This window comes from Paraburkholderia sp. MM5482-R2, from assembly GCF_050436125.1.
Taxonomy (GTDB): domain Bacteria; phylum Pseudomonadota; class Gammaproteobacteria; order Burkholderiales; family Burkholderiaceae; genus Paraburkholderia; species Paraburkholderia tuberum.
Map to the genome: position 1 here is coordinate 3,198,579 of NZ_JBNDLP010000002.1, position 20,604 is coordinate 3,219,182.

Sequence of the window (20,604 nt, forward strand, 5' to 3'; positions counted from 1 at the left end):
CGCTCAGCCCGCGGTGTCTCGCGTGCCGAGAAAGCGCGCGAGAATCGCGTTCGAATATGTGCCCGCGATCCCGGTCAGGAACGACATGAACGATCCGGGCGCGTGGTCGTCGGCGGTATCGGAGATCGTGCGCACGACCGCGCACGGCACGCCGTACTCGTAGCAGACCTGCGCGATCGCCGCGCCTTCCATCTCGACCGCGAGCGCGTCGGGCAGCGCGTCGCGCAACGCCGCGACGGCCGCCGCGCTCGCGACGAACTGATCGCCGCTGACGATCAAGCCGCGATGCACGCGCGGCGCGCGCGTGCCGAAGCGCGCCGCGCAGGCCGCGCCTTCCTCGGCGACGAACTGCTCGCATGCGGCGGTTAGACGGTCGGCGAGCGCCGCATCGGTGGTGAAGCGCGACATGCCGAGCAGCGGCACCTCGAAGCGCGGAAAAAGCGGCGACGCGTCGACATCGTGCTGCATCAGCGCGCTCGCAACGACGATATCGCCGACATGCACGTCGCCGCCGACACCGCCCGCGACACCGGTGAACACGATCGCCTCGACATCGAACGCGTGGATCAGCGCACTGACCGTCGCGGCCGCCGCGACCTTGCCGACGCGCGCGAGCGTGACGACGCACGGCGTGCCGTGCACGGTGCCGACGTGGTAGTCACGCTGGCCGTGCGTGACCGTGCGCACGCCGGACCCGGCGCGCATCGCTTCGATCAGGTCGCCGAGTTCCTGCGGTAACGCGGCCAGAACGCCGAGCGGCCGCCGCGCATCGTGGCTGAGATTCAAGGGCGTGCTCATTCGACCGCCTGCAATTTAGCCACCGCCAGCGCCAGCCACTTTTCGCCGTGCCGCTTGAAGCGGACCTGCGCTTTCGCGTCGGTGCCGTTGCCTTCGAGTGCGGTGATCGTGCCTTCGCCGAACTTGGTATGGAACACCTGCTGGCCGACGCGGAAGCCCGTGTCGGCCGCGCGCTGCTCGTTCGCGAACGCGGGCGCCGGCGCGGAGGTCACCGCCGCCGTCGACGCCGAACCGCCGCCGTACCCCGGCCGCGCGAACCAGTCGCGCCCGTAGCCGGCGTTGTCCGAGCGGCCGCCCCAGCGCGAGCCCGCCTCGACCTTCGGCGTCAGCCACTTCAGCGTTTCCTGCGGCAATTCGTCGAAGAAACGCGAGCGGATGTTGTAGCGGGTCTGGCCGTGCAGCATCCGGCTCTGCGCGAAAGACAGGTACAGCCGCTCCTTCGCGCGCGTGATCGCGACGTACATCAGACGCCGCTCCTCTTCGAGGCCGTCGGCCTCCATCGCGCTGTTCTCGTGCGGGAACAGCCCCTCTTCGAGGCCGGTGATGAACACCGCGGTGAATTCGAGCCCCTTTGCCGCGTGCACCGTCATCAGTTGCACCGCTTCCTGGCCGGCCTGCGCCTGGTTGTCGCCCGCTTCGAGCGATGCGTGCGACAGAAAGCCCGCGAGCGGCGTCATCGTGTCGGGGTTTTGCGCCGGATCGGCGACGCCCGGTGCGTCGAGGACCACCGTGGTCGGATCGTCGGTCGCGACCGCGAGTTCGGGCGCGGCGCTGGCTCCTGGGCGCAGCGGAATCGAGCGCGCGGGCGTATCGAGCCCGTAGCCTTCCTCGCTGACGAACGCGGCGGCCGCGTTGACGAGTTCCTGCAGGTTCTCGAGCCGCTCCTGGCCTTCGCGCTCGTTCTGATAGAAGTCGGCGAGACCGCTCGCGCGGACCACGTACTCGACGGTCTCCGGCAGGCTCATCTGCTGCGTGTCGGCGCGCATCTTGCCGACGAGGTTCGCGAACGCGGCGAGGCTCGAGCCGGCCTTGCCGGCGACGTACGGAATCGCCGCGGCCATCGAGCAGTTGTACAGACGCGCCGCGTCGGCGAGCTGTTCGATCGAACGCGCGCCGATGCCGCGAGTCGGGAAATTGACGACGCGGCCGAACGCGGTGTCGTCGTTCGGGTTGTCGATCAGGCGCAGGTATGCGAGCGCGTGCTTGACTTCCTGACGTTCGAAAAAGCGCAGGCCGCCATACACGCGATACGCGATGCCCGCGTTGACGAGCGTGTGCTCGATCGTGCGCGACTGCGCGTTGCTGCGGTAGAGCACCGCGATTTCGCTGCGCGACAGGCCGGTGTTGATCAGCGCGCGAATCTCTTCGACGATCCAGCCGGCCTCCTGCGAATCGGTCGCCGATTCGTAGACGCGCACCGGTTCGCCGTGACCCGCGTCGGTACGCAGATTCTTGCCGAGGCGTCGCGAGTTGTTCGCGATCAGCTGGTTGGCGGCATCGAGAATATGGCCGTGCGAACGATAGTTCTGCTCGAGCTTGATCAGATTGCGCACGTTGAACTCGTGCTCGAAGTCGCGCATGTTGCCGACGTTCGCGCCGCGGAACGCGTAGATCGACTGGTCGTCGTCGCCGACCGCGAAGATTGCGTTGTGCTGGCCCGCGAGCAGCTTCAGCCACGCGTATTGCAGCTTGTTGGTGTCCTGAAACTCGTCGACGAGGATGTGCCTGAAGCGCGCCTGGTAGTGCGCGCGCAGCGGCGGATTGTGCGCGAGCAGTTCGTAGCAGCGCAGCAGCAGCTCGGGGAAGTCGACGACGCCTTCGCGCTGGCATTGCTGATCGTAGGCTTCGTAGAGTTCGACGAACTTGCGGTTGAAGTTGTCGGTGGCGTCGACGTCTTTGGGGCGCAGGCCCTGCTCTTTCGCGTTGTTGATGAAGTACTGGAGATTTTTCGCGGGGTACTTTTCGTCGTCGATGTTGAGGCCCTTCATCAGGCGCTTGATCGCCGACAGCTGGTCCGCGGTATCGAGAATCTGGAACGTGGCGGGCAGCCCGGCGTCGCGGTGATGCGCGCGCAGCATACGGTTGCACAGGCCGTGGAACGTGCCGATCCACATGCCGCGCGTGTCGATCGGCAATAGCGCCGAGAGGCGCGCCATCATTTCGCGGGCGGCTTTGTTCGTGAAGGTCACCGCGAGGACGGTCGCGGGGGACGCGAGGCCTTGCTGAATCAGCCACGCGATGCGGGTGATCAGGACGCGGGTTTTGCCGCTGCCGGCGCCCGCCAGGATCAGGGCGGGCTCATTCGGGAGCGTTACGGCGGCGTGTTGTTCGGGGTTTAGATTCGAGAGGAGGTCGGGCATTTTTTTGCTTAGGCGCAGTTCGGGGGACATTATATGCCCCGGCGGGGGCGGCGCTTTTTTTGGTTTTTTTTGTTCTTCTGGATATGGGTTGGGTTTTTTCGTTGTTCTGGCTTTGTTGGCCTTTCCTTGTTGTCTTGTCGGTCTATTAGCGTTGCCCCTGTGCGGGGCGGCACCTACTTTCTTTGCTGCTGCAAAGAAAGTAGGCAAAGAAGACAGCTCAAACCGCAAACTTTTAAGCGGGTCCCCTGGCTTGGAAGGAGTAGTGGTGCATCTGGAATCCGGGCCCCCGCACATTCCCCGTTCGTGACAAAGCCATCATCCCTCCCACTCCGCACTACGTGCGTCGCGGACGGGTCTGCCAGGGAAACCAATGGCTTGGCCCGCGCAGCGGGGGCCGTCGGCTGCGCCTCGGCGATGCGCCGAAACAACCGGTGGTTTTTGAAGGGGTTTCGGCGCGCGCAGCGCCGCCGGAAGAATGACCGCCTTGTCACTGGCGCCGAATGTGCGGGAGCACGGATTCCAGATGCACCACTACCTTATGCGGACCGAGGGACCCGCTTAAGAGCTGGCGGTTTTAGCTGTCTTCTTTGCCTACTTTCTTTGCAGCAGCAAAGAAAGTAGGTGCCGCCCCGCACAGGGGCAACGCTAATAGACCGATAAGTCAGCAAGGAAAGGCCAACAAAGCCAGAACAACGAAAAAAGCCCCGCCCCGCACAGGGGCAACGCTAATAAACCGATAAGACAACAAGGAAAGGCCAACAAAGCCAGAACAACGAAAAAAGCATAACCCCTGTCCACACCGGCCGCCGGCCGGCAAAAAACCTCGTCCAGCTATAATCAACCCTTCCCCGCCTCCAAAATCCTGCCTTTAACAGAAACATGAGCGACACCCCGAGCGACCCGACCTCGACGCTTGCAAAAAGCTTCGAACCCCACACCATCGAAGCCCACTGGGGCCCTGAATGGGAAAAGCGCACCTACGCCGCGCCCTCCTTCGACGCGAACCGCAAGGATTTCTCGATCCAGCTGCCGCCGCCGAACGTCACGGGCACGCTGCACATGGGCCACGCGTTCAACCAGACCATCATGGACGGCCTGACCCGCTATCACCGCATGCTCGGCGAGAACACGCTGTGGGTGCCGGGCACCGACCACGCAGGCATCGCCACGCAGATCGTCGTCGAACGCCAGCTCGACGCGCAGGGCGTGTCGCGCCACGACCTCGGCCGCGAGAAGTTCGTCGAGCGCGTGTGGGAGTGGAAGCAGCAATCCGGCTCCACGATCACGAATCAGGTGCGTCGTCTCGGTGCATCGATCGACTGGTCGCGCGAATACTTCACGATGGACGACAAGACGTCGGCCACCGTGCGCGACGTGTTCGTGCGTCTGTATGAACAGGGCCTGATCTATCGCGGCAAGCGCCTCGTGAACTGGGACCCGGTGCTGCTCACCGCCGTATCCGACCTCGAAGTGGTCAGCGAAGAAGAAAACGGCCACCTGTGGCACATCCACTATCCGTTGACCGACGGCTCGGGCCATCTGACCGTCGCGACCACCCGTCCGGAAACCATGCTCGGCGACACCGCCGTGATGGTGCACCCGGAAGACGAGCGCTACGCCCACCTGATCGGCAAGACCATCACGCTGCCGCTGTCGAACCGCGAAGTGCCGATCATCGCCGACGATTACGTCGACCGCGAATTCGGCACAGGCGTCGTCAAGGTCACGCCCGCGCATGATTTCAACGATTATCAGGTCGGCCTGCGCCACAAGCTGCCGCAAATCGAAATCCTCACGCTCGACGCGAAGATCAACGACAACGCGCCCGAAAAATACCGCGGCCTCGACCGTTTCGAAGCCCGCAAGCTGGTGGTCGCCGATCTCGAGGCGCTCGGTGCGCTCGAATCGGTCAAGCCGCACAAGCTGATGGTGCCGCGCGGCGACCGCACCGGCGTCGTGATCGAGCCGATGCTGACCGACCAGTGGTTCGTCGCGATGAGCAAGCCGGCGCCCGAAGGCACGTTCAATCCGGGCAAGTCGATCACCGAAACCGCGCTCGACGTCGTGCGCAACGGCCAGATCAAATTCGTGCCGGAAAACTGGACCACCACGTACTACCAGTGGCTCGAAAACATCCAGGACTGGTGCATCTCGCGTCAGCTGTGGTGGGGTCATCAGATTCCGGCGTGGTACGGCGAGAACGGCGAAGTGTTCGTCGCCAAGACCGAAGAGGACGCGCGCGCGAAGGCCGTCGCGGCCGGCTACACGGGGGCGTTGAAGCGCGACGAAGACGTGCTCGACACGTGGTTCTCGTCCGCTCTGGTGCCGTTCTCGTCGCTCGGCTGGCCAAACGAAACCGAAGAGCTGAAGCACTTCATGCCGTCGTCGGTGCTCGTCACCGGCTTCGACATCATCTTCTTCTGGGTCGCGCGCATGGTCATGATGACCACGCACTTCACGGGCAAGGTGCCGTTCGAAACGGTCTATATGCACGGTCTCGTGCGCGACGCCGAAGGCCAGAAGATGTCGAAGAGCAAGGGCAACACGCTCGACCCGATCGACATCGTCGATGGCATCGACCTCGACGCGCTCGTCGCGAAGCGCACCACCGGCTTGATGAATCCGAAGCTGGCCGCGTCGATCGAGAAGAAGACCCGCAAGGAGTTTCCGGACGGCATTGCGGCGTTCGGCACTGACGCGCTCCGCTTCACGATGGCGTCGATGGCCACGCTCGGCCGCAACGTCAATTTTGACCTCGCGCGCTGCGAAGGCTATCGCAATTTCTGCAACAAGCTGTGGAACGCCACGCGCTTCGTGCTGATGAACTGCGAAGGCCACGACTGCGGTTTCGGCCAGCCGGCGCAATGTGGCGAATGCGGGCCAGAAGGCAATCTGCATTTCTCGCAGGCCGACCGCTGGATCGTGTCGCAACTGCAGCGCGTGGAAGCGGAAGTCGTCAAGGGTTTTTCCGACTATCGTTTTGACAATGTGGCCAACGCCATATACAAGTTCGTATGGGACGAATATTGTGACTGGTACGTCGAACTCGCCAAAGTGCAGATCCAGACGGGGCAGCCGAACCAGCAGCGTGCCACGCGGCGGACGCTTTTGCGTGTGCTCGAAACGGTGCTGCGCCTCGCGCATCCGGTGATCCCGTTCATCACCGAAGCGCTGTGGCAGAAAGTGGCGCCGCTCGCGGGACGCTACCCGGAAGGCAAGGCCGAGGGCGAGGCGTCCATCATGGTGCAGCAGTACCCCGTCGCGGAGCCGTCGAAGCTCGATGAAGACGCCGAGCGGTGGGCGACCGACCTCAAAGCGGTGATCGATGCATGCCGTAATCTGCGCGGTGAAATGAACCTGTCGCCGGCGGTGAAGGTGCCGTTGCTCGCCACCGGCAATGCGGAGCGTCTTCGTACTTTCGCGCCTTACGCTCAGGCACTTGCGCGTCTGTCGGAGGTGCAGATCATCGCCGACGAGGCCGCGCTCGACGCCCAGGCGGATGGCGCGCCGATTGCTATCGTAGGAACGGACAAGCTCGTGTTGAAGGTCGAAATCGACGCAGCGGTCGAACGCGAACGCCTGTCGAAAGAGATCACGCGGTTGAGCGCCGAAATCGTCAAGTGCAACGGTAAGCTACAGAATCAGGCCTTCGTTGCGAAGGCGCCGGCGGCGGTCGTGGAACAGGAGCAGAAGCGGCTGGCCGATTTCGAAGCCACCGTCGGCAAGCTGAAAGCCCAACTGGCCCGCTTGCCGGCCTGACCGACGCGCCCGCCCCCCTCAACGGCGGGCAAGGATTTAACCAGAGGACTCAGGGTATTCACATGCTAAAAGTTACGAAGGCGGTCTTTCCGGTAGCCGGTCTTGGCACCCGCTTCCTCCCCGCCACGAAGGCTAGCCCGAAGGAGATGCTGCCGATCGTCGACAAGCCGCTGATTCAGTACGCGGTCGAAGAGGCGATGGCGGCCGGCATCACCGAAATGATCTTCGTCACGGGCCGCAGCAAGCGCGCGATCGAAGACCATTTCGACAAGTCCTATGAGATCGAGGCCGAACTCGAGGCGCGCGGCAAGGACAAGCTGCTCGAACTCGTGCGCAGCATCAAGCCGAGCCACGTCGACTGCTTCTACGTGCGCCAGGCCGAGGCGCTGGGCCTCGGCCACGCCGTGCTGTGCGCCGAGAAGCTGGTCGGCGACAACCCTTTCGCCGTGATTCTCGCGGACGACCTGTTGTACGGCACGCCGCCCGTGATGACGCAGATGATCGAGGTGTTCGATCACTACCACAGCTCGGTGATCGGCGTCGAAGAGATCCCGCCGCAAGATACGAAATCGTACGGCATCGTCGACGGCAAGGAATGGGAAGACTCGATCATCAAGATGTCGGGCATCGTCGAAAAGCCGGAGCCGGGCGTGGCGCCGTCGAACCTCGGCGTGGTGGGCCGTTATGTGCTGAAGCCGCGCATCTTCGATCACCTGCGCTCCATCAAGCCGGGCGCGGGCGGTGAATTGCAACTGACGGACGCGATCCAGTCGCTGCTCGCCGACGAACAGGTGCTCGCGTACAAGTATCACGGCACACGTTTCGACTGCGGCAGCAAGCTGGGCTACCTGAAGGCGACCGTCGAGTTTGCCCTGCGTCACCCGGAAGTAGCCGCCGATTTCGAAGAATATCTGCGTACCCGCTCACCGGTTCTCGAAGGCTGACGTCGAAAGTCCGGCTGAAACGAAGAAGGCGCTGTACCCCGAATAATGGGGACAGCGCCTTCTTTTTTACATCGGACCGACAGTTTTACCGAATGCAGCTCATCGACGCCGCATCAGAAACGTAAACACCTTGTCATGCGCCGAGCTTTCGACGATCTCGTTGCCGGTCTGCTTCGCGAACGCGGCGAAATCGCGCTGCGAGCCGGGATCGGTGGCGAGCACCTTGAGAATCTGGCCGCTTTCCATGTCGGCGAGCGCCTTTTTGGCGCGCAGGATGGGCAGCGGGCACATGAGCCCGCGCGCATCGACTTCCTTGTGAATCTGAATTTGCATCGACGATGACCTTCGGGACGGGGCGTCGTTGACGACGCCGGACAGAGGGTCAAATTCTACAGCAGGCGGAGCGGCGGCGCCGGGCATCGCCACGACGCCCATTTCCACGCGTGCCGTGCCGCGCGCCGTTACAGCGTCACCGCCTCGCCGCTTTGCAGCGACTCGCGCAGCGCCACGCCGATACGCGTCGCTTCGAGCGCATCGGCGAGCGTCGCGCCACGCTGTGCCGCATCGCCCTTCCCCGGCCCTTTTTGCACCGATGCAACGAACGCGCGTGCCTCGTGCAGAAACGCGTCCTCGAACCGGTCGAAAAAGTTCGGCGTGCACTCGTTGCGAATGCCGGTTGCGTCGTAGATCTCGACGCGGTTCGCGCGCGGATTGCGGCCGATCGTCAGCGCGCCCGCCGTGCCGATCACTTCGCTGTGCGTATCGTTGCCGTGCGCCTGCGTGCGCGACGCGTAGAACGTCGCGAGCTTGCCGCCCTCGAATTCGCAGATCGCGACACCGTTGTCGACGTCGCCGAATTCGCGCAGACCCTCGTGCAGCGCGACCGTGCCCGCCGCGAACACGCGCGTCGCGCGCGGCTTGCCGAGCAGCCAGCGGGCGACGTCGATGTCGTGCACCGTGCAGTCGAGAAAGATGCCGCCCGAGGTCGCCGCGAAGCGCACGAAGAAACCGTCGTCGTCGTTTTTATCGGTGGTTTGCGAGCGCACGAGGAACGGCCGGCCGATCTGGCCGGCGGCGATTTTATCGAACGCGTCGCGGTAGCTCGGATCGAAGCGGCGCATGAAGCCGATCGTCGCCTGCAGGTGCGGATAGCGCGCCGCTTCGGCCAGCACGCGCTCGCATTCGGTGACATCGAGCGACAGCGGCTTTTCGCAGAACACATGCTTGCCGGCGCGCAATGCGTCGACGATCTGCTGCGCGTGCAGCGACGACGGCGTGACGAGCCATACCGCGTCGACGTGCGGATCAACGAGCAGGTCCGCGTAATCGGCGTAGAGACGCGGTTCGGGTAGTGCATCACGCGCCCATGCCAGTTCATCTTCGAGCGGACTGCACGCGGCCGTGAGCGTCGCGCCCGGCACGCGATACGCGAGATTCTCCGCATGCCGCTTGCCAAGCCGCCCAAGGCCGACCACGCCGATCCGCAAGCGCTCCGTGGCGGGCTTCATCACGCTGCCTCGCCGAGTTTGATCGCACGGCCCTCGCGCCACGACCGCGTCGCGGCTTCCGCGAGTTCGAGCGCTTTCAGGCCATCCGCAACGGTCGTGCGCACCGGCTTGCCATGCGTGACCGCGTCGAAGAAATGCGCGATTTCGAGCGCGTATGCCGCGCGATAGCGTTCGAGAAAAAACGCCTCGGGCACGTCGGTCGATACTTCCGTCTTCGAGTACGCGGTGACTTCGGTGGGCCGCACGTTGCCCGCCTGCAGCATGCCGGTGCTGCCGAGCACTTCGAAGCGCTGGTCGTAGCCGTAGGCAGCGCGCCGCGCGGTATTGATCTGGCACAGCCGCCCGCGCTTCGTGCGGATCGTCACCGCGGTCGAATCGATGTCGCCCGCGTCGGCGATCGCGGGGTCGGTGAGGCAACTGCCGGTGGCGTGCAGCGTGTCGGCTTCGTCGTCGAGAATCCAGCGACAGATGTCGAAGTCGTGAATCAGCATGTCCTTGAAGATGCCGCCCGAGTGCCGGATGTACTCGACCGCCGGCGCGCCCGGATCGCGGCTCGTGACGACGAGCATTTCCGGCGTGCCGATCTCGCCCGCGTCGAGACGCGCTTTCAACGCGGAAAACGTCGGATCGAAGCGCCGCTGAAAACCGATCATGCACACGACACCGGCGCGCTCCACCGCTTCTGCGCACATCCGCGCGCGCTCCAACGAGAGATCGACCGGCTTCTCGCAGAACACGTGCTTGTTCTGCGCGGCCGATTTGACGATCAGGTCCGCATGCGTGTCGGTGCTCGAACAGATCACGGTCGCGCCGATCGATGCATCGCCGATCGCGCCGTCGCTATCCGCAACCTGCGCGCCATGCTGCGCGGCGAGCGCGGCGGCCGCCTCGCGATTCACGTCGACCACGTATTTGAGCCGCACGCCGGGCTGCCGCGCGAGATTCGCCGCATGGATCTTGCCGATGCGCCCCGCGCCGAATACGGCGACGTCGATCGTGCTTACCGCGTCAGTCATCGTAGCCTCCAGTGTCGTTGGATTCTTCAACGTTCAGTTCGAGCTTGTACGCGAGCGCGATGAAGAGCGCCTGGCACAGGCAGATCGTGCTGGTCAGCGAGCGGAACGCGAACGCGCTGCCCTCTTTCACGTACAGCTGCGTGCTGGCGTAGCGTGCGAGCGGCGATAGTTGGCTATCCGTAATGACGAGCGTCTTCGCCTGAAGATGATGCGCGACGCGCAGACAGTACTGCGTCTCCTTGCCGTACGGCGCGAAGCTGATCGCAATCACCACGTCGCCCTTCCTGACACTGCGGATCTGCTCGCGATACATGCCGCCGAAGCCAGACACCAGATGCACGCGCTTGTGCGTGTGCTGCAACGCATAGACGATGTAGCTCGCGACCGGAAACGAGCGCCGCACCCCGATCACGTAGATGTTGTCGGCCTGCTGCAGCATCTTCACGGCGGCATCGAACTGCTTGTCGTCGAGGCCCGCTTCGAGTTCTTCGAGGCCGCCGCGCGACGCGGCGATGAACTCGCGCGCGACCGCGCCGCCCGACAAGGTGCCGGGCTTCTCGTCGATCAGCTTGCGGATGCGCTGCTGATAGCTCGACGACGACACGCCCTGCCCCGTATACGCCTGACGAAACACCGCCTGCAGATCCGAAAACCCGGAAAAGCCGAAGCGCTGCGCAAAGCGCACGACCGCCGACGGATGCACGCCGCAGCTCGCGGCGATATCGCTCGTGCGATCCATCATCACGCTCGCGCGATGCTGCTCGATGTACGTCGCGACGCTTTTCAACTGCCGCGGCAGCGACTCGTAGGTATCCGCGATGCGCTGCATCAATTCGTCGACGCTCGGCACCGCTTCTTCGGTGATCTGTTCCGCCATGACAGCCTCTCGGGGTTTCCTGCAATGCGGCAGACGCGCCCGCGGCCCGCCGCAACGTGCATCCGACGTTGCCGAGTATAGGCGGCCGCCCCGTCAAATGGAACGTATTTTCCATTTTTATTTGTCATGAAATTTTCTTTGCAAGGCTTCGGAAGATGACCTACTCTTGGTCGTGAGCGATGGCGCTTCGGCCTCGTTGTGTGGGTCATCGGAATGGAAAGCCGCCCGCCAGTCGCTCCCTCAATAACGAACGACAGACCGAGAAAGGTGGAGACAATGAGACTTTGCAGAGGCAGGGCAACGCTCAGGATTCTGGTGACGGCGTTGACGTTGGCGACGGGATTCGGCGCGACCTCGGCAGCCCGCGCGGCGGACGCGCACTTCGTGCTGATCAGCCACGCGCCGGATTCGGACTCATGGTGGAACACGATCAAGAACGCGATCAAGCAGGCCGACGAGGACTTCAACGTTCAGACCGACTACCGCAACCCGCCGAACGGCGACATCGCCGACATGGCGCGTCTCATCGAACAGGCGGCCGCGCGCAACTACGACGGCGTGATCGTGTCGATCGCCGACTTCGACGTGCTGAAGAGCTCGATCGCGAAGGTCACGGAGAAGCACATTCCGCTCGTCACGATCAATTCGGGCACCGAGGAGCAAAGCGCGAAGCTCGGCGCGATCATGCACGTCGGCCAGCCCGAGTTCGCGGCCGGCAAAGCCGCCGGAGAAAAGGCCAAGGCCGCCGGCATCAAGTCGTTCCTGTGCGTGAACCACTACGCGACGAACCCGGCTTCGTTCGAACGCTGCCGCGGTTTCGCCGAAGCGATCGGCGCCAACTTCAAAACCTCGACGCTCGACACGGGCCAGGACCCGACCGGCGTGCAGTCGAAGGTCAGCGCGTTCCTGCGCAATCATCCGGATACCCAGGCGGTGCTGACGCTCGGTCCGCTGTCGGCCGATCCGACGCTGAAGGCGCTGCAGCAGATGGGCCTCGCCGGCAAGATCTGGTTCGCGACGTTCGACTTCGACAGCGACATCGCGAAGGGCATCCAGGACGGCACGATCCAGTTCGCGATCGACCAGCAACCGTACTTGCAGGGCTATATCCCGGTTGCCGTACTCGCGATCGTGAAGAAGGACCACACCACCGATCCGGCCAAAATCCGCGAGATCCTGCAGGCGAATCCGAAGTTCAAGGAGCGTCTTGCCACTTATGGGCTCACGCCGTCCTACGGGCCGCGCAATATCGGCTCGGGCCCGGGCTTCATCACGAAGGCCAACGTCGACAAGGTGCTGAAGTACGCGGGTCAGTACCGCTGAACGCACGGCAACGCATCGCAATCGCGCGCCTAAGCCGCCGCGCCGGCGGCAAGGTTAAAAGGCAGTGACCGGCGGGACGCATGGCGTCTTGCCGGCGCCCGCCCGCTCAGCGGATTCGCAAACGCCCACGGCATTGCGCCGACCCGCCGGTCGCGGGCGTATCAAGGAGAGCTTCAATGGGTGTCGCCGACCTGTTTCATCCCCATCACCGCAAGCAACCGCCGCCTGATCCGCAGGACCCGGCGAAGTCTGCTGCGACGACCGCCTCGCAATCCGCTGCCGTCGACGAACGCGTGCGCGAGGAATCCTGGTTCCGCCATCTGCTCGGCCGACCGGAATTCGCGGCGCTCGCCGGCACCGTGATGGTCTTCATCGTGTTCGGCGTGGCGGCCGGCAACTCGGGGATGTTCAACCTCGACGGCGTGATGAACTGGTCGCAGGTCGCCGCCTATCTCGGTCTGATCTCGGTCGGCGCGTGCCTGCTGATGATCGCCGGCGAGTTCGATCTGTCGATCGGTTCGATGATCGGCTTTGCCGGCATGATGGTCGCGCTGCCGACCATGTACTTCCACTGGCCGATCTGGCTGGCGATCCTGTTCGCGTTCGTCGGCTCGATGCTACTCGGCGCGCTCAACGGCTATCTGGTGATACGCACGCGCCTGCCGTCGTTCATCGTCACGCTCGCGTTCCTGTTCATACTGCGCGGTCTCACGCTCGCGCTATCGGTGATGTTCGCCGATCGCACCATCATCTCCGGCGTCGGCGACGTCGCGCGTCAGGACTGGTTCGCGCACACGTTCTTCCAGGGCGTCGCGTTCAAAGGTCTGTTCGTGTGGCTCGGCCACCTCGGCCTCGTGAAGCTGCTCGACAACGGCACGCCGCTCGTGCCGGGCATTCCCAAGGTGCTGCTGTGGTGGCTCGTGCTCGCCGTGGTCTGTGCGTTCACGCTCGCCAAGACGCGCTTCGGCAACTGGATTTTCGCGGTCGGCGGCGATGCCAACGCGGCCAAGAACGTCGGCGTACCGGTGCGTCGCGTGAAGATTTCGCTGTTCGTGCTGACCGCGTTCTGCTCGGCCCTGTATGCGGTACTTCAGGTGTGCGACATCGGTTCGGCCGCGGCCGACCGCGGTTTGCAGGCGGAGTTCGAGGCGATCATCGCGGCGGTGATCGGCGGCACGCTGCTGACAGGCGGCTACGGCTCGGTGATCGGCGCATGCTTCGGTGCGCTGATCTTCGGCGTCGTGCAGATCGGCATCACGTACACCAACGTCGATTCCGACTGGTTCCGCGTGTTCCTCGGCGTGATGCTGCTGTTCGCCGTGCTGTTCAACCACTACGTGCGCGGCCGCGTCGCGGCATCGCGCTAGACGGAGGTTCCTGATGAGCACCCCCGAACAAAACACCGACGACATCATTTTGTCGCTGGAAAACGTCAGCCGTTATTTCGGCAACATCATCGCGCTAAACGACATCACGCTGCGCCTCATACGCGGCGAAGTGCATTGCCTGCTCGGCGACAACGGCGCCGGCAAGTCGACGCTGATCAAGACGCTCGCGGGCGTGTATCAGCCGAGCAAAGGCACCTACCGGGTGGACGGCAAACCGGTGCATTTCACGTCGCCGAAAGACGCGCTCGATCTCGGTATCGCAACCGTCTACCAGGATCTCGCGCTGGTGCCGCTGCTATCGGTCGCGCGCAATTTTTTCATGGGCCGCGAGCCGCAGAAAAAGCTGTTCGGCCTTCTGAACGTGATGGACCTCGAAACCTGCGCAACCACCGCGCGCGACAAGCTCGCCGAAATGGGCATCAACGTGCGCGACCCGCATCAGCCGATCGGCACGATGTCGGGCGGCGAGCGTCAATGTCTGGCGATTGCGCGTGCGATCCACTTCGGCGCGCGCGTGCTGATTCTCGACGAACCGACCGCCGCGCTCGGCGTCAAGCAGAGCTTCAACGTGCTGAAGCTGATCCACAAGGCGCGCGCCAAAGGCATCTCGGTGATCTTCATCACGCACAACGTGCACCACGCGTATCCGATCGGCGATTCGTTCACGCTGCTCAATCGCGGCCGCTCGCTCGGCACGTTCACCAAACAGACGATCAGCAAGAACGAAGTGCTCGACATGATGGCCGGCGGCGCCGAGATGCAGAAGATGATCGGCGAACTCGAAGGCGCGACGATCTGACCGATTCGCGCGGCACGTCCAGCCTCGGCGCGTTTCGCCCGGCTGGCCGACGCGCACCTACCGCGCACTGTTACTCAGGACTATTCATGGCTCACTCCAGCACCTCCAGCGGTAACGCAGCGGACAGCCGGTTCGCGCCGGGGCGCGCCCGCGACATCGTGTGCCTCGGCCGGCTGGCCGTCGATCTGTACGCGCAGCAGGTCGGCGCACGGCTCGAAGACGTGTCGAGCTTCGCGAAGTATCTCGGCGGCTCGTCGGCGAACATCGCGTTCGGCTGCGCGCGGCTCGGGCTTGCCGCGGCCATGCTGGCGCGCGTCGGCAACGATCACACGGGGCGCTTCCTGACGGAGACGCTCACGAAGGAAGGCTGCGACGTGAGTCGCGTGCGCATCGATCACGATCGGCTGACCGCGCTCGTGCTGCTCGGCCTGAAGGACCGTGACACCTTTCCGCTGATCTTCTACCGCGAGAACTGCGCCGACATGGCGGTCGACGAGGCCGACTTCGACGAGGCGTTCATCGCGTCGTCGAAAGCGCTGCTGATCACCGGCACGCATTTCTCGACCGAGCAGGTCAATCGCACGAGCCGTCGCGCGCTCGACTACGCGCGCCGCAACAACGTGCGCACCGTGCTCGACATCGACTACCGCCCGGTGCTGTGGGGACTCACGGGCAAGGCCGACGGCGAGACGCGTTTCGTCGCGAGCGAAGGCGTCAGCGCGCATTTGCAGCGGATTCTGCCGCTGTTCGATCTGGTGATCGGCACCGAGGAAGAGTTTCGCATCGCCGGCGGCAATGCCGACCTCGCCGCCGCGCTCGCGATGGTGCGCGCGGTGACGCCGGCCACGCTCGTGCTGAAACGCGGGCCGCTCGGCTGTCAGATCATCGACGGCGAGGTGCCTGCGTCGCTCGACGATGCGCCGATTCATGGCGGCGTCGAAGTCGAAGTGCTGAACGTGCTCGGCGCTGGCGACGCGTTCGCTTCCGGCTTCCTGTCCGGCTGGCTGCGCGATCAGCCGCTCGACGCCTGCGCGCACGCCGCGAATGCGAGCGGCGCGCTGGTCGTGTCCCGGCACGGCTGCGCCCCGGCGATGCCGACACCGGCCGAACTCGACTACTTCCTGCGCGAAGCGCAGGCCGATCCGCAACGCATGCGCCGCCCCGATCGCGATGCGAAGCTCGCAAGACTGCATCGCGTGTCGCCGGCGCGCAAAGCGTGGCACGAGGTGCTCGGCTTCGCTTTCGATCATCGCAACCCGTTCTTCGAACTCGCGCAGCAGACCGGTGCCGACGAAGTGCGCATTGCCCGGTTGAAGGGCTTGTTCGTCGAAGCGGTCGCGCAAACCGAACGTGCATTGAACTTGCAGGGACGCATCGGCGTACTGATCGACGACCGCTATGGTCAGGACGCGCTGAATGCCGCGACCGGTCGCGGCTGGTGGATCGGCCGCCCGGTCGAACTGCCCGGCTCCGTGCCGCTCGTGTTCGATCATGGTCGTTCGATCGGCACCACGTTGATCGCGTGGCCACAGGAACACGTCGTGAAATGCCTCGTGCAGTTTCATCCCGACGAGCCGATCGAGCAGCGGCTCGAACAGGAGGCGCAACTGCGCGCGCTGTATGACGCGACCCAGGCAAGCGGCCACGAACTGCTGCTCGAAGTGATTCCTCCGAAGCATGCGTCGCTGCCGCAGGGACCGGATATCGTGTATCGCGCGTTAAAGCGCATCTACAACCTCGGCATCTACCCCGAGTGGTGGAAGCTCGAACCGATGGACGCCGCGCAATGGCAGGCCATCGACGCGCTGATCGCCGGGCGCGATCCGTATTGCCGTGGCGTCGTGCTGCTCGGTTTATCGGCGGCGGTCGAGCAATTGAGCGAGGGCTTTCGCGCGGCCGCGCAAGCGGCGACGTGCCGCGGCTTCACGGTCGGCCGCACGATCTTTCACGAACCGAGCCATGCGTGGCTCGCCGGTGAAATTGGCGACGACGAACTGATCGCGCGCGTGCGCCTCACGTTCGAAACGCTGATCGCCGCATGGCGCGGTGCGCGCGGCGAACCGGCGGCGCATGGCACACCTCATCACGCTCATCAGGAGCAGGCCGCATGAACGAGCGCATCATGCATGACGACACCCCATCCGCCAGCGGCGCGACGCAAGCGCACGCGCCTGCGCGCAGCGGCGGCACGATTCGCCTGACGATGGCGCAGGCGCTCGTGCGCTATCTGGCCGCGCAACGCGTCGCCAGCGAAGACGGCACCAACGTCGAACCGCTGTTCGGCGGCGTGTTCGCGATTTTCGGTCACGGCAACGTCGCGGGCATCGGCGAGGCGCTGTATCAGCATCGCGACGCGCTGCCGACCTTGCGCGCGCACAACGAGCAGGCGATGGCGCACAGTGCGATCGCCTACGCGAAGGCGCACTTTCGCCGCCGCATGATGGCCGTGACGACGTCGATCGGCCCAGGTGCCACCAATCTGCTGACCGCGGCCGCGCTCGCGCACGTGAACCGTTTGCCGGTGCTGCTGTTGCCCGGCGACATCTTCGTGTCGCGCGCGCCCGATCCGGTCTTGCAGCAGGTCGAGGATTTCAACGATGGCGGCGTGTCCGCGAATGACGCGTTCAAGCCGCTGTCGCGCTACTTCGACCGCATCGTGCATCCTGCGCAATTGCTGAGCGCGCTGCCGCGCGCGATCCGCGTGCTCACCGATGCCGCGTTGTGCGGCCCCGTCACGCTGGCGCTGCCGCAGGACGTGCAGGCGCAGGCGTGGGACTTCCCGGAGGACTTTTTCACGCCGCGTGTCGTGCGCTTTCATGCACCCGCGCCGCGTAGCGACGATATCGACGCCGCGTGCGCGCGCTTGCGGCACGCGAAGCGTCCGTTGATCGTCGCGGGCGGCGGCGTGCTGTACAGCCGCGCGGCCGATGCGCTGCACCGTTTCGCGAGCGCGCATGGCGTGCCGGTCGCGGAAACGCAGGCCGGCAAAAGCTCGCTCGCGTGGAACGATCCGCTGAATGCAGGCGCGCTCGGGGTAACCGGCTCAGCGGCTGCCAACGCGCTTGCGCATGACGCCGACTGCGTGCTCGCGCTCGGCACGCGGCTGCAGGACTTCACGACCGGCTCGAACACGCTGTTCACGCAAGCCGACGTGATCGCGATCAACGCGAACGGATTCGACGCGCTCAAGCATCGCGGCTTCGTCGTCGAAGCCGATGTGAAACTCGCGCTCGATGCGCTAACGGGGCCGCTGCATGGCTGGCACGCCGAGCGCAGTTGGACTGCGCGCGCACACAAGCTCGCGGCGAGCTGGCGCGACACCGTGCACACGCTCACCCATGCGCCGCAACGCGACGCGGTACTGCCCTACGAGGGCGACGTGATCGGCGCGGTGCAGCGTTCGAGCGCGCACTCGCCGACCGACGACATCGTCGTCTGCGCGGCCGGCACGCTGCCCGCCGATCTGCACAAGCTATGGCGCGCGGGCCGGCCCGGCGCGTATCACGTCGAATACGGCTATTCGTGCATGGGCTACGAGATCGCGGGCGGCCTCGGCGTCAAGCTCGCGCGGCCCGAGCGCGAGGTGATCGTGATTCTCGGCGACGGCAGCTATCTGATGATGAACAGCGAGATCGCGAGCTCGGTGATGCTCGGCGCGAAGCTGATCGTCGTCGTGCTCGACAATCGCGGCTTCGGCTGCATCAATCGACTGCAACAGGCTTGCGGTGGCGCACCGTTCAACAATCTGCTCGACGATTGCGTGCACGCACCGGAAGGCGCGCCGCGCATCGACTTCGCCGCGCATGCGCGCGCGCTCGGCGCGCAAGCCGAGCATGCGCGCAATCTCGCCGAGCTCGAAGCGGCACTGCAACGCGCGCGCGCGGCGCGAGGCACGTACGTGATCAGCATCGACACCGACCCGGCTCGCACCACCGAAGACGGTGGCTGGTGGTGGGAAGTCGCGGTGCCCGAAGTATCGACGCGCACCGAGGTGCGCGAGGCCCGCGCGAAGTACGACGCGCAGCTCGCCGCGCGCGCGGCGCCGCCCGCGACGCCTGCGCCGTCACAGGGCGCCGATCACGACTGAGAACCATGAGGACTCCGGCATGACTGCTTTCGACGTACGCATCGGCATCAACCCGCTGTCGTGGATGAACGACGACCTGCCGTCGCTCGGCGGCGAGACGCCGCTCGAAGTCGCGCTGACCGAGGGTCGCCAGATCGGCTATCAGGGCTTCGAACTCGGCAACAAGTTTCCTCGCGAGCCGCAAGCGCTGAAAACGCTGCTCGCGCAATACGACCTCGCGCTCGTGTCCGGCTGGTACTCGGGACAACTGGCCAGGCGCAGCGTCGCCGAAGAAATCGACGCGGTCGGCCCGCATCTGGAGTTGCTCGCGCAGAACGGCGCGACCGTGATGGTGTATGGCGAAGTCGCCGATTCGATCCAGGGCGCGCCGCGCCCGCTGTATCAACGGCCGCGCTTTTTCAGCGACGCGCAATGGGCCGGCTACGCGGCACGCGTCGATGAATTCGCGCGTTATACGCTGAGTCGCGGCGTGCGGCTCGCCTATCATCATCATATGGGCGCGTACGTCGAAACGCCTGCCGACGTCGATCAGCTGATGGCGCGCACAGGCGACGCGGTCGGCCTGTTGTTCGACGCCGGGCACATCACGTTGGCGGGCGGCGATCCGTTGGCCGTGCTCGACCAACACATCGCGCGCGTTTGCCACGTGCACTGCAAGGACGTGCGCCCCGCCGTGATGAAGCTCGCCCGCAATCGCAACTGGAGTTTTCTCGATGCGGTGATCGCCGGTGCGTTCACGGTGCCCGGCGACGGCGCGGTCGATTTTCCGGCGCTGATCGACCGGTTGAAGCGGCACGGTTATTGCGGCTGGCTCGTCGTCGAGGCGGAGCAGGACCCGGTGGTCGCGCCGCCGTTCGACTATGCGCAGAAGGGATATGGAACTTTGCGGGCGCTCGTCGATGCGCCGCTCGGCAAGGAGGCAGCATGAGCTTATTAGTGAAGGCAGAGCGCGAAGGCCAGACGATCGCGCGCGTGACGCCGCAGTCGGCCTGCTGGCGCTATGTGGGATTCGCCGCGTACCGGCTCGGCGCGAACGAACTCGTCTACGTGTTCGAGCCGGCGCGTGAAGCTTGCATCGTCGTGCTGAGCGGCGCGGTCGATATCGAAACGCCGGGCACGACGTGGAGCTCGCTCGGTTCACGCGACAGCGTGTTCGAAGACGCGGCGCCGTACGCGGTGTATTTGCCGCCGAATGTGCGCGCGACGGTGCGCGCATGCCGCGACGCGGAGATCGGTGTCGCGAGCGCGCCGGCCAAGGGCGAGTATCCGGCGCGGCTGATCGAGCCGGCGTCGATGAAGCACTCGACGCGCGGTAAGTCGCTGAATACGCGTTACGTGTGCGACATTCTTCCGCACACCGAGCCGGCGGAATCGCTGCTGGTGGTCGAAGTGAGAACGCCGGGCGGTCACGCGTCGAGCTACCCGCCGCACAAGCACGACACCGACAATATCCCGCTCGAAAGCTCGCTCGAAGAAACCTATTACCACCGGCTCGATCCGCCGCAAGGCTTCGCATTCCAACGCGTGTACACCGACTCACGCGATATCGACGAATCGATGGCCGTCGAGGATCACGACGTCGTGATGGTGCCGCGCGGCTATCACCCGGTCATCGTGCCGTACGGCTACGACTCGTATTATCTGAACGTGATGGCGGGCAGCCAGCGGGTCTGGCATTTCCATAACGATCCGGCGCACGAATGGATCATCAACAAGGATGCTTGACTAATTTGTTCGTAGTCGCG

At 64.8% G+C, this 20,604-nt stretch carries 15 protein-coding genes; 9 read left to right on the forward strand and 6 right to left on the reverse strand.

Annotated elements, in window-relative coordinates; translation table 11 throughout:
- Positions 1 to 3: 3 nt before the first annotated feature.
- Complete coding sequence (locus OKW37_RS17510) at positions 4 to 798, reverse strand: 5'-methylthioadenosine/adenosylhomocysteine nucleosidase (protein WP_429405018.1); 795 nt, start codon at positions 796 to 798, stop codon at positions 4 to 6.
- Positions 795 to 3,158, reverse strand: a complete 2,364-nt coding sequence (locus OKW37_RS17515) for a UvrD-helicase domain-containing protein (protein WP_429405016.1) — start codon at positions 3,156 to 3,158, stop codon at positions 795 to 797. Before OKW37_RS17515 ends, OKW37_RS17510 begins: the two co-directional genes overlap by 4 nt.
- An 879-nt stretch (positions 3,159 to 4,037) precedes the next feature.
- On the opposite strand from OKW37_RS17515, the gene OKW37_RS17520 reads away from it, so the two are divergent.
- Both OKW37_RS17520 and galU read left to right on the forward strand, forming a co-directional pair.
- On the forward strand, positions 4,038 to 6,917 hold the full coding sequence (locus OKW37_RS17520; RefSeq protein WP_187610877.1) for a valine--tRNA ligase: 2,880 nt from the start codon (positions 4,038 to 4,040) through the stop codon (positions 6,915 to 6,917).
- A gap of 62 nt (positions 6,918 to 6,979) precedes the next feature.
- Positions 6,980 to 7,861: a UTP--glucose-1-phosphate uridylyltransferase GalU gene (gene galU / locus OKW37_RS17525; protein WP_090801031.1), complete on the forward strand. Its 882-nt coding sequence runs from the start codon at positions 6,980 to 6,982 to the stop codon at positions 7,859 to 7,861.
- 99 nt (positions 7,862 to 7,960) lie between these two features.
- Here the strand turns inward: galU and OKW37_RS17530 are convergent, their stop codons facing one another.
- The 4 genes from OKW37_RS17530 to OKW37_RS17545 form a co-directional block, all read right to left on the reverse strand.
- Positions 7,961 to 8,188 carry a sulfurtransferase TusA family protein gene (locus tag OKW37_RS17530; RefSeq protein ID WP_026225937.1) on the reverse strand — a complete coding sequence of 76 codons (228 nt, stop codon included), beginning with the start codon at positions 8,186 to 8,188 and terminating at the stop codon, positions 7,961 to 7,963.
- A 134-nt stretch (positions 8,189 to 8,322) separates the two neighbouring features.
- The gene (locus OKW37_RS17535) at positions 8,323 to 9,369 is read right to left on the reverse strand and encodes a Gfo/Idh/MocA family oxidoreductase (protein WP_429405013.1); all 1,047 of its coding nucleotides are present in this window, start codon (positions 9,367 to 9,369) and stop codon (positions 8,323 to 8,325) included.
- The gene (iolG, locus tag OKW37_RS17540; protein WP_429405011.1) at positions 9,369 to 10,385 is read right to left on the reverse strand and encodes an inositol 2-dehydrogenase; all 1,017 of its coding nucleotides are present in this window, start codon (positions 10,383 to 10,385) and stop codon (positions 9,369 to 9,371) included. Before iolG ends, OKW37_RS17535 begins: the two co-directional genes overlap by 1 nt.
- A complete protein-coding gene (locus OKW37_RS17545; RefSeq protein WP_184061480.1) occupies positions 10,378 to 11,262 on the reverse strand; it encodes a MurR/RpiR family transcriptional regulator in 885 nt (294 codons plus the stop codon). Before OKW37_RS17545 ends, iolG begins: the two co-directional genes overlap by 8 nt.
- A 276-nt stretch (positions 11,263 to 11,538) precedes the next feature.
- Between OKW37_RS17545 and OKW37_RS17550 the strand changes: the two genes are divergently transcribed.
- From OKW37_RS17550 to iolB, 7 genes are all read left to right on the forward strand, one after another.
- The gene (locus OKW37_RS17550; protein ID WP_429405008.1) at positions 11,539 to 12,585 is read left to right on the forward strand and encodes a sugar ABC transporter substrate-binding protein; all 1,047 of its coding nucleotides are present in this window, start codon (positions 11,539 to 11,541) and stop codon (positions 12,583 to 12,585) included.
- 176 nt (positions 12,586 to 12,761) lie between these two features.
- Entirely contained in the window at positions 12,762 to 13,952 is a 1,191-nt protein-coding gene (locus OKW37_RS17555; protein WP_429405006.1) for an ABC transporter permease, read from the forward strand.
- Between the two features lie 13 nt (positions 13,953 to 13,965).
- Positions 13,966 to 14,772 carry an ATP-binding cassette domain-containing protein gene (locus tag OKW37_RS17560; protein WP_090801043.1) on the forward strand — a complete coding sequence of 269 codons (807 nt, stop codon included), beginning with the start codon at positions 13,966 to 13,968 and terminating at the stop codon, positions 14,770 to 14,772.
- An 86-nt stretch (positions 14,773 to 14,858) separates the two neighbouring features.
- Complete coding sequence (locus OKW37_RS17565) at positions 14,859 to 16,883, forward strand: bifunctional 5-dehydro-2-deoxygluconokinase/5-dehydro-2-deoxyphosphogluconate aldolase (RefSeq protein WP_429405003.1); 2,025 nt, start codon at positions 14,859 to 14,861, stop codon at positions 16,881 to 16,883.
- Positions 16,880 to 18,859: a 3D-(3,5/4)-trihydroxycyclohexane-1,2-dione acylhydrolase (decyclizing) gene (iolD, locus tag OKW37_RS17570; protein WP_429405001.1), complete on the forward strand. Its 1,980-nt coding sequence runs from the start codon at positions 16,880 to 16,882 to the stop codon at positions 18,857 to 18,859. Before OKW37_RS17565 ends, iolD begins: the two co-directional genes overlap by 4 nt.
- 19 nt (positions 18,860 to 18,878) lie before the next feature.
- Entirely contained in the window at positions 18,879 to 19,787 is a 909-nt protein-coding gene (gene iolE, locus OKW37_RS17575; RefSeq protein ID WP_184061474.1) for a myo-inosose-2 dehydratase, read from the forward strand.
- The gene (gene iolB / locus OKW37_RS17580) at positions 19,784 to 20,584 is read left to right on the forward strand and encodes a 5-deoxy-glucuronate isomerase (RefSeq protein WP_429404999.1); all 801 of its coding nucleotides are present in this window, start codon (positions 19,784 to 19,786) and stop codon (positions 20,582 to 20,584) included. Before iolE ends, iolB begins: the two co-directional genes overlap by 4 nt.
- Positions 20,585 to 20,604 lie beyond the last annotated feature (20 nt).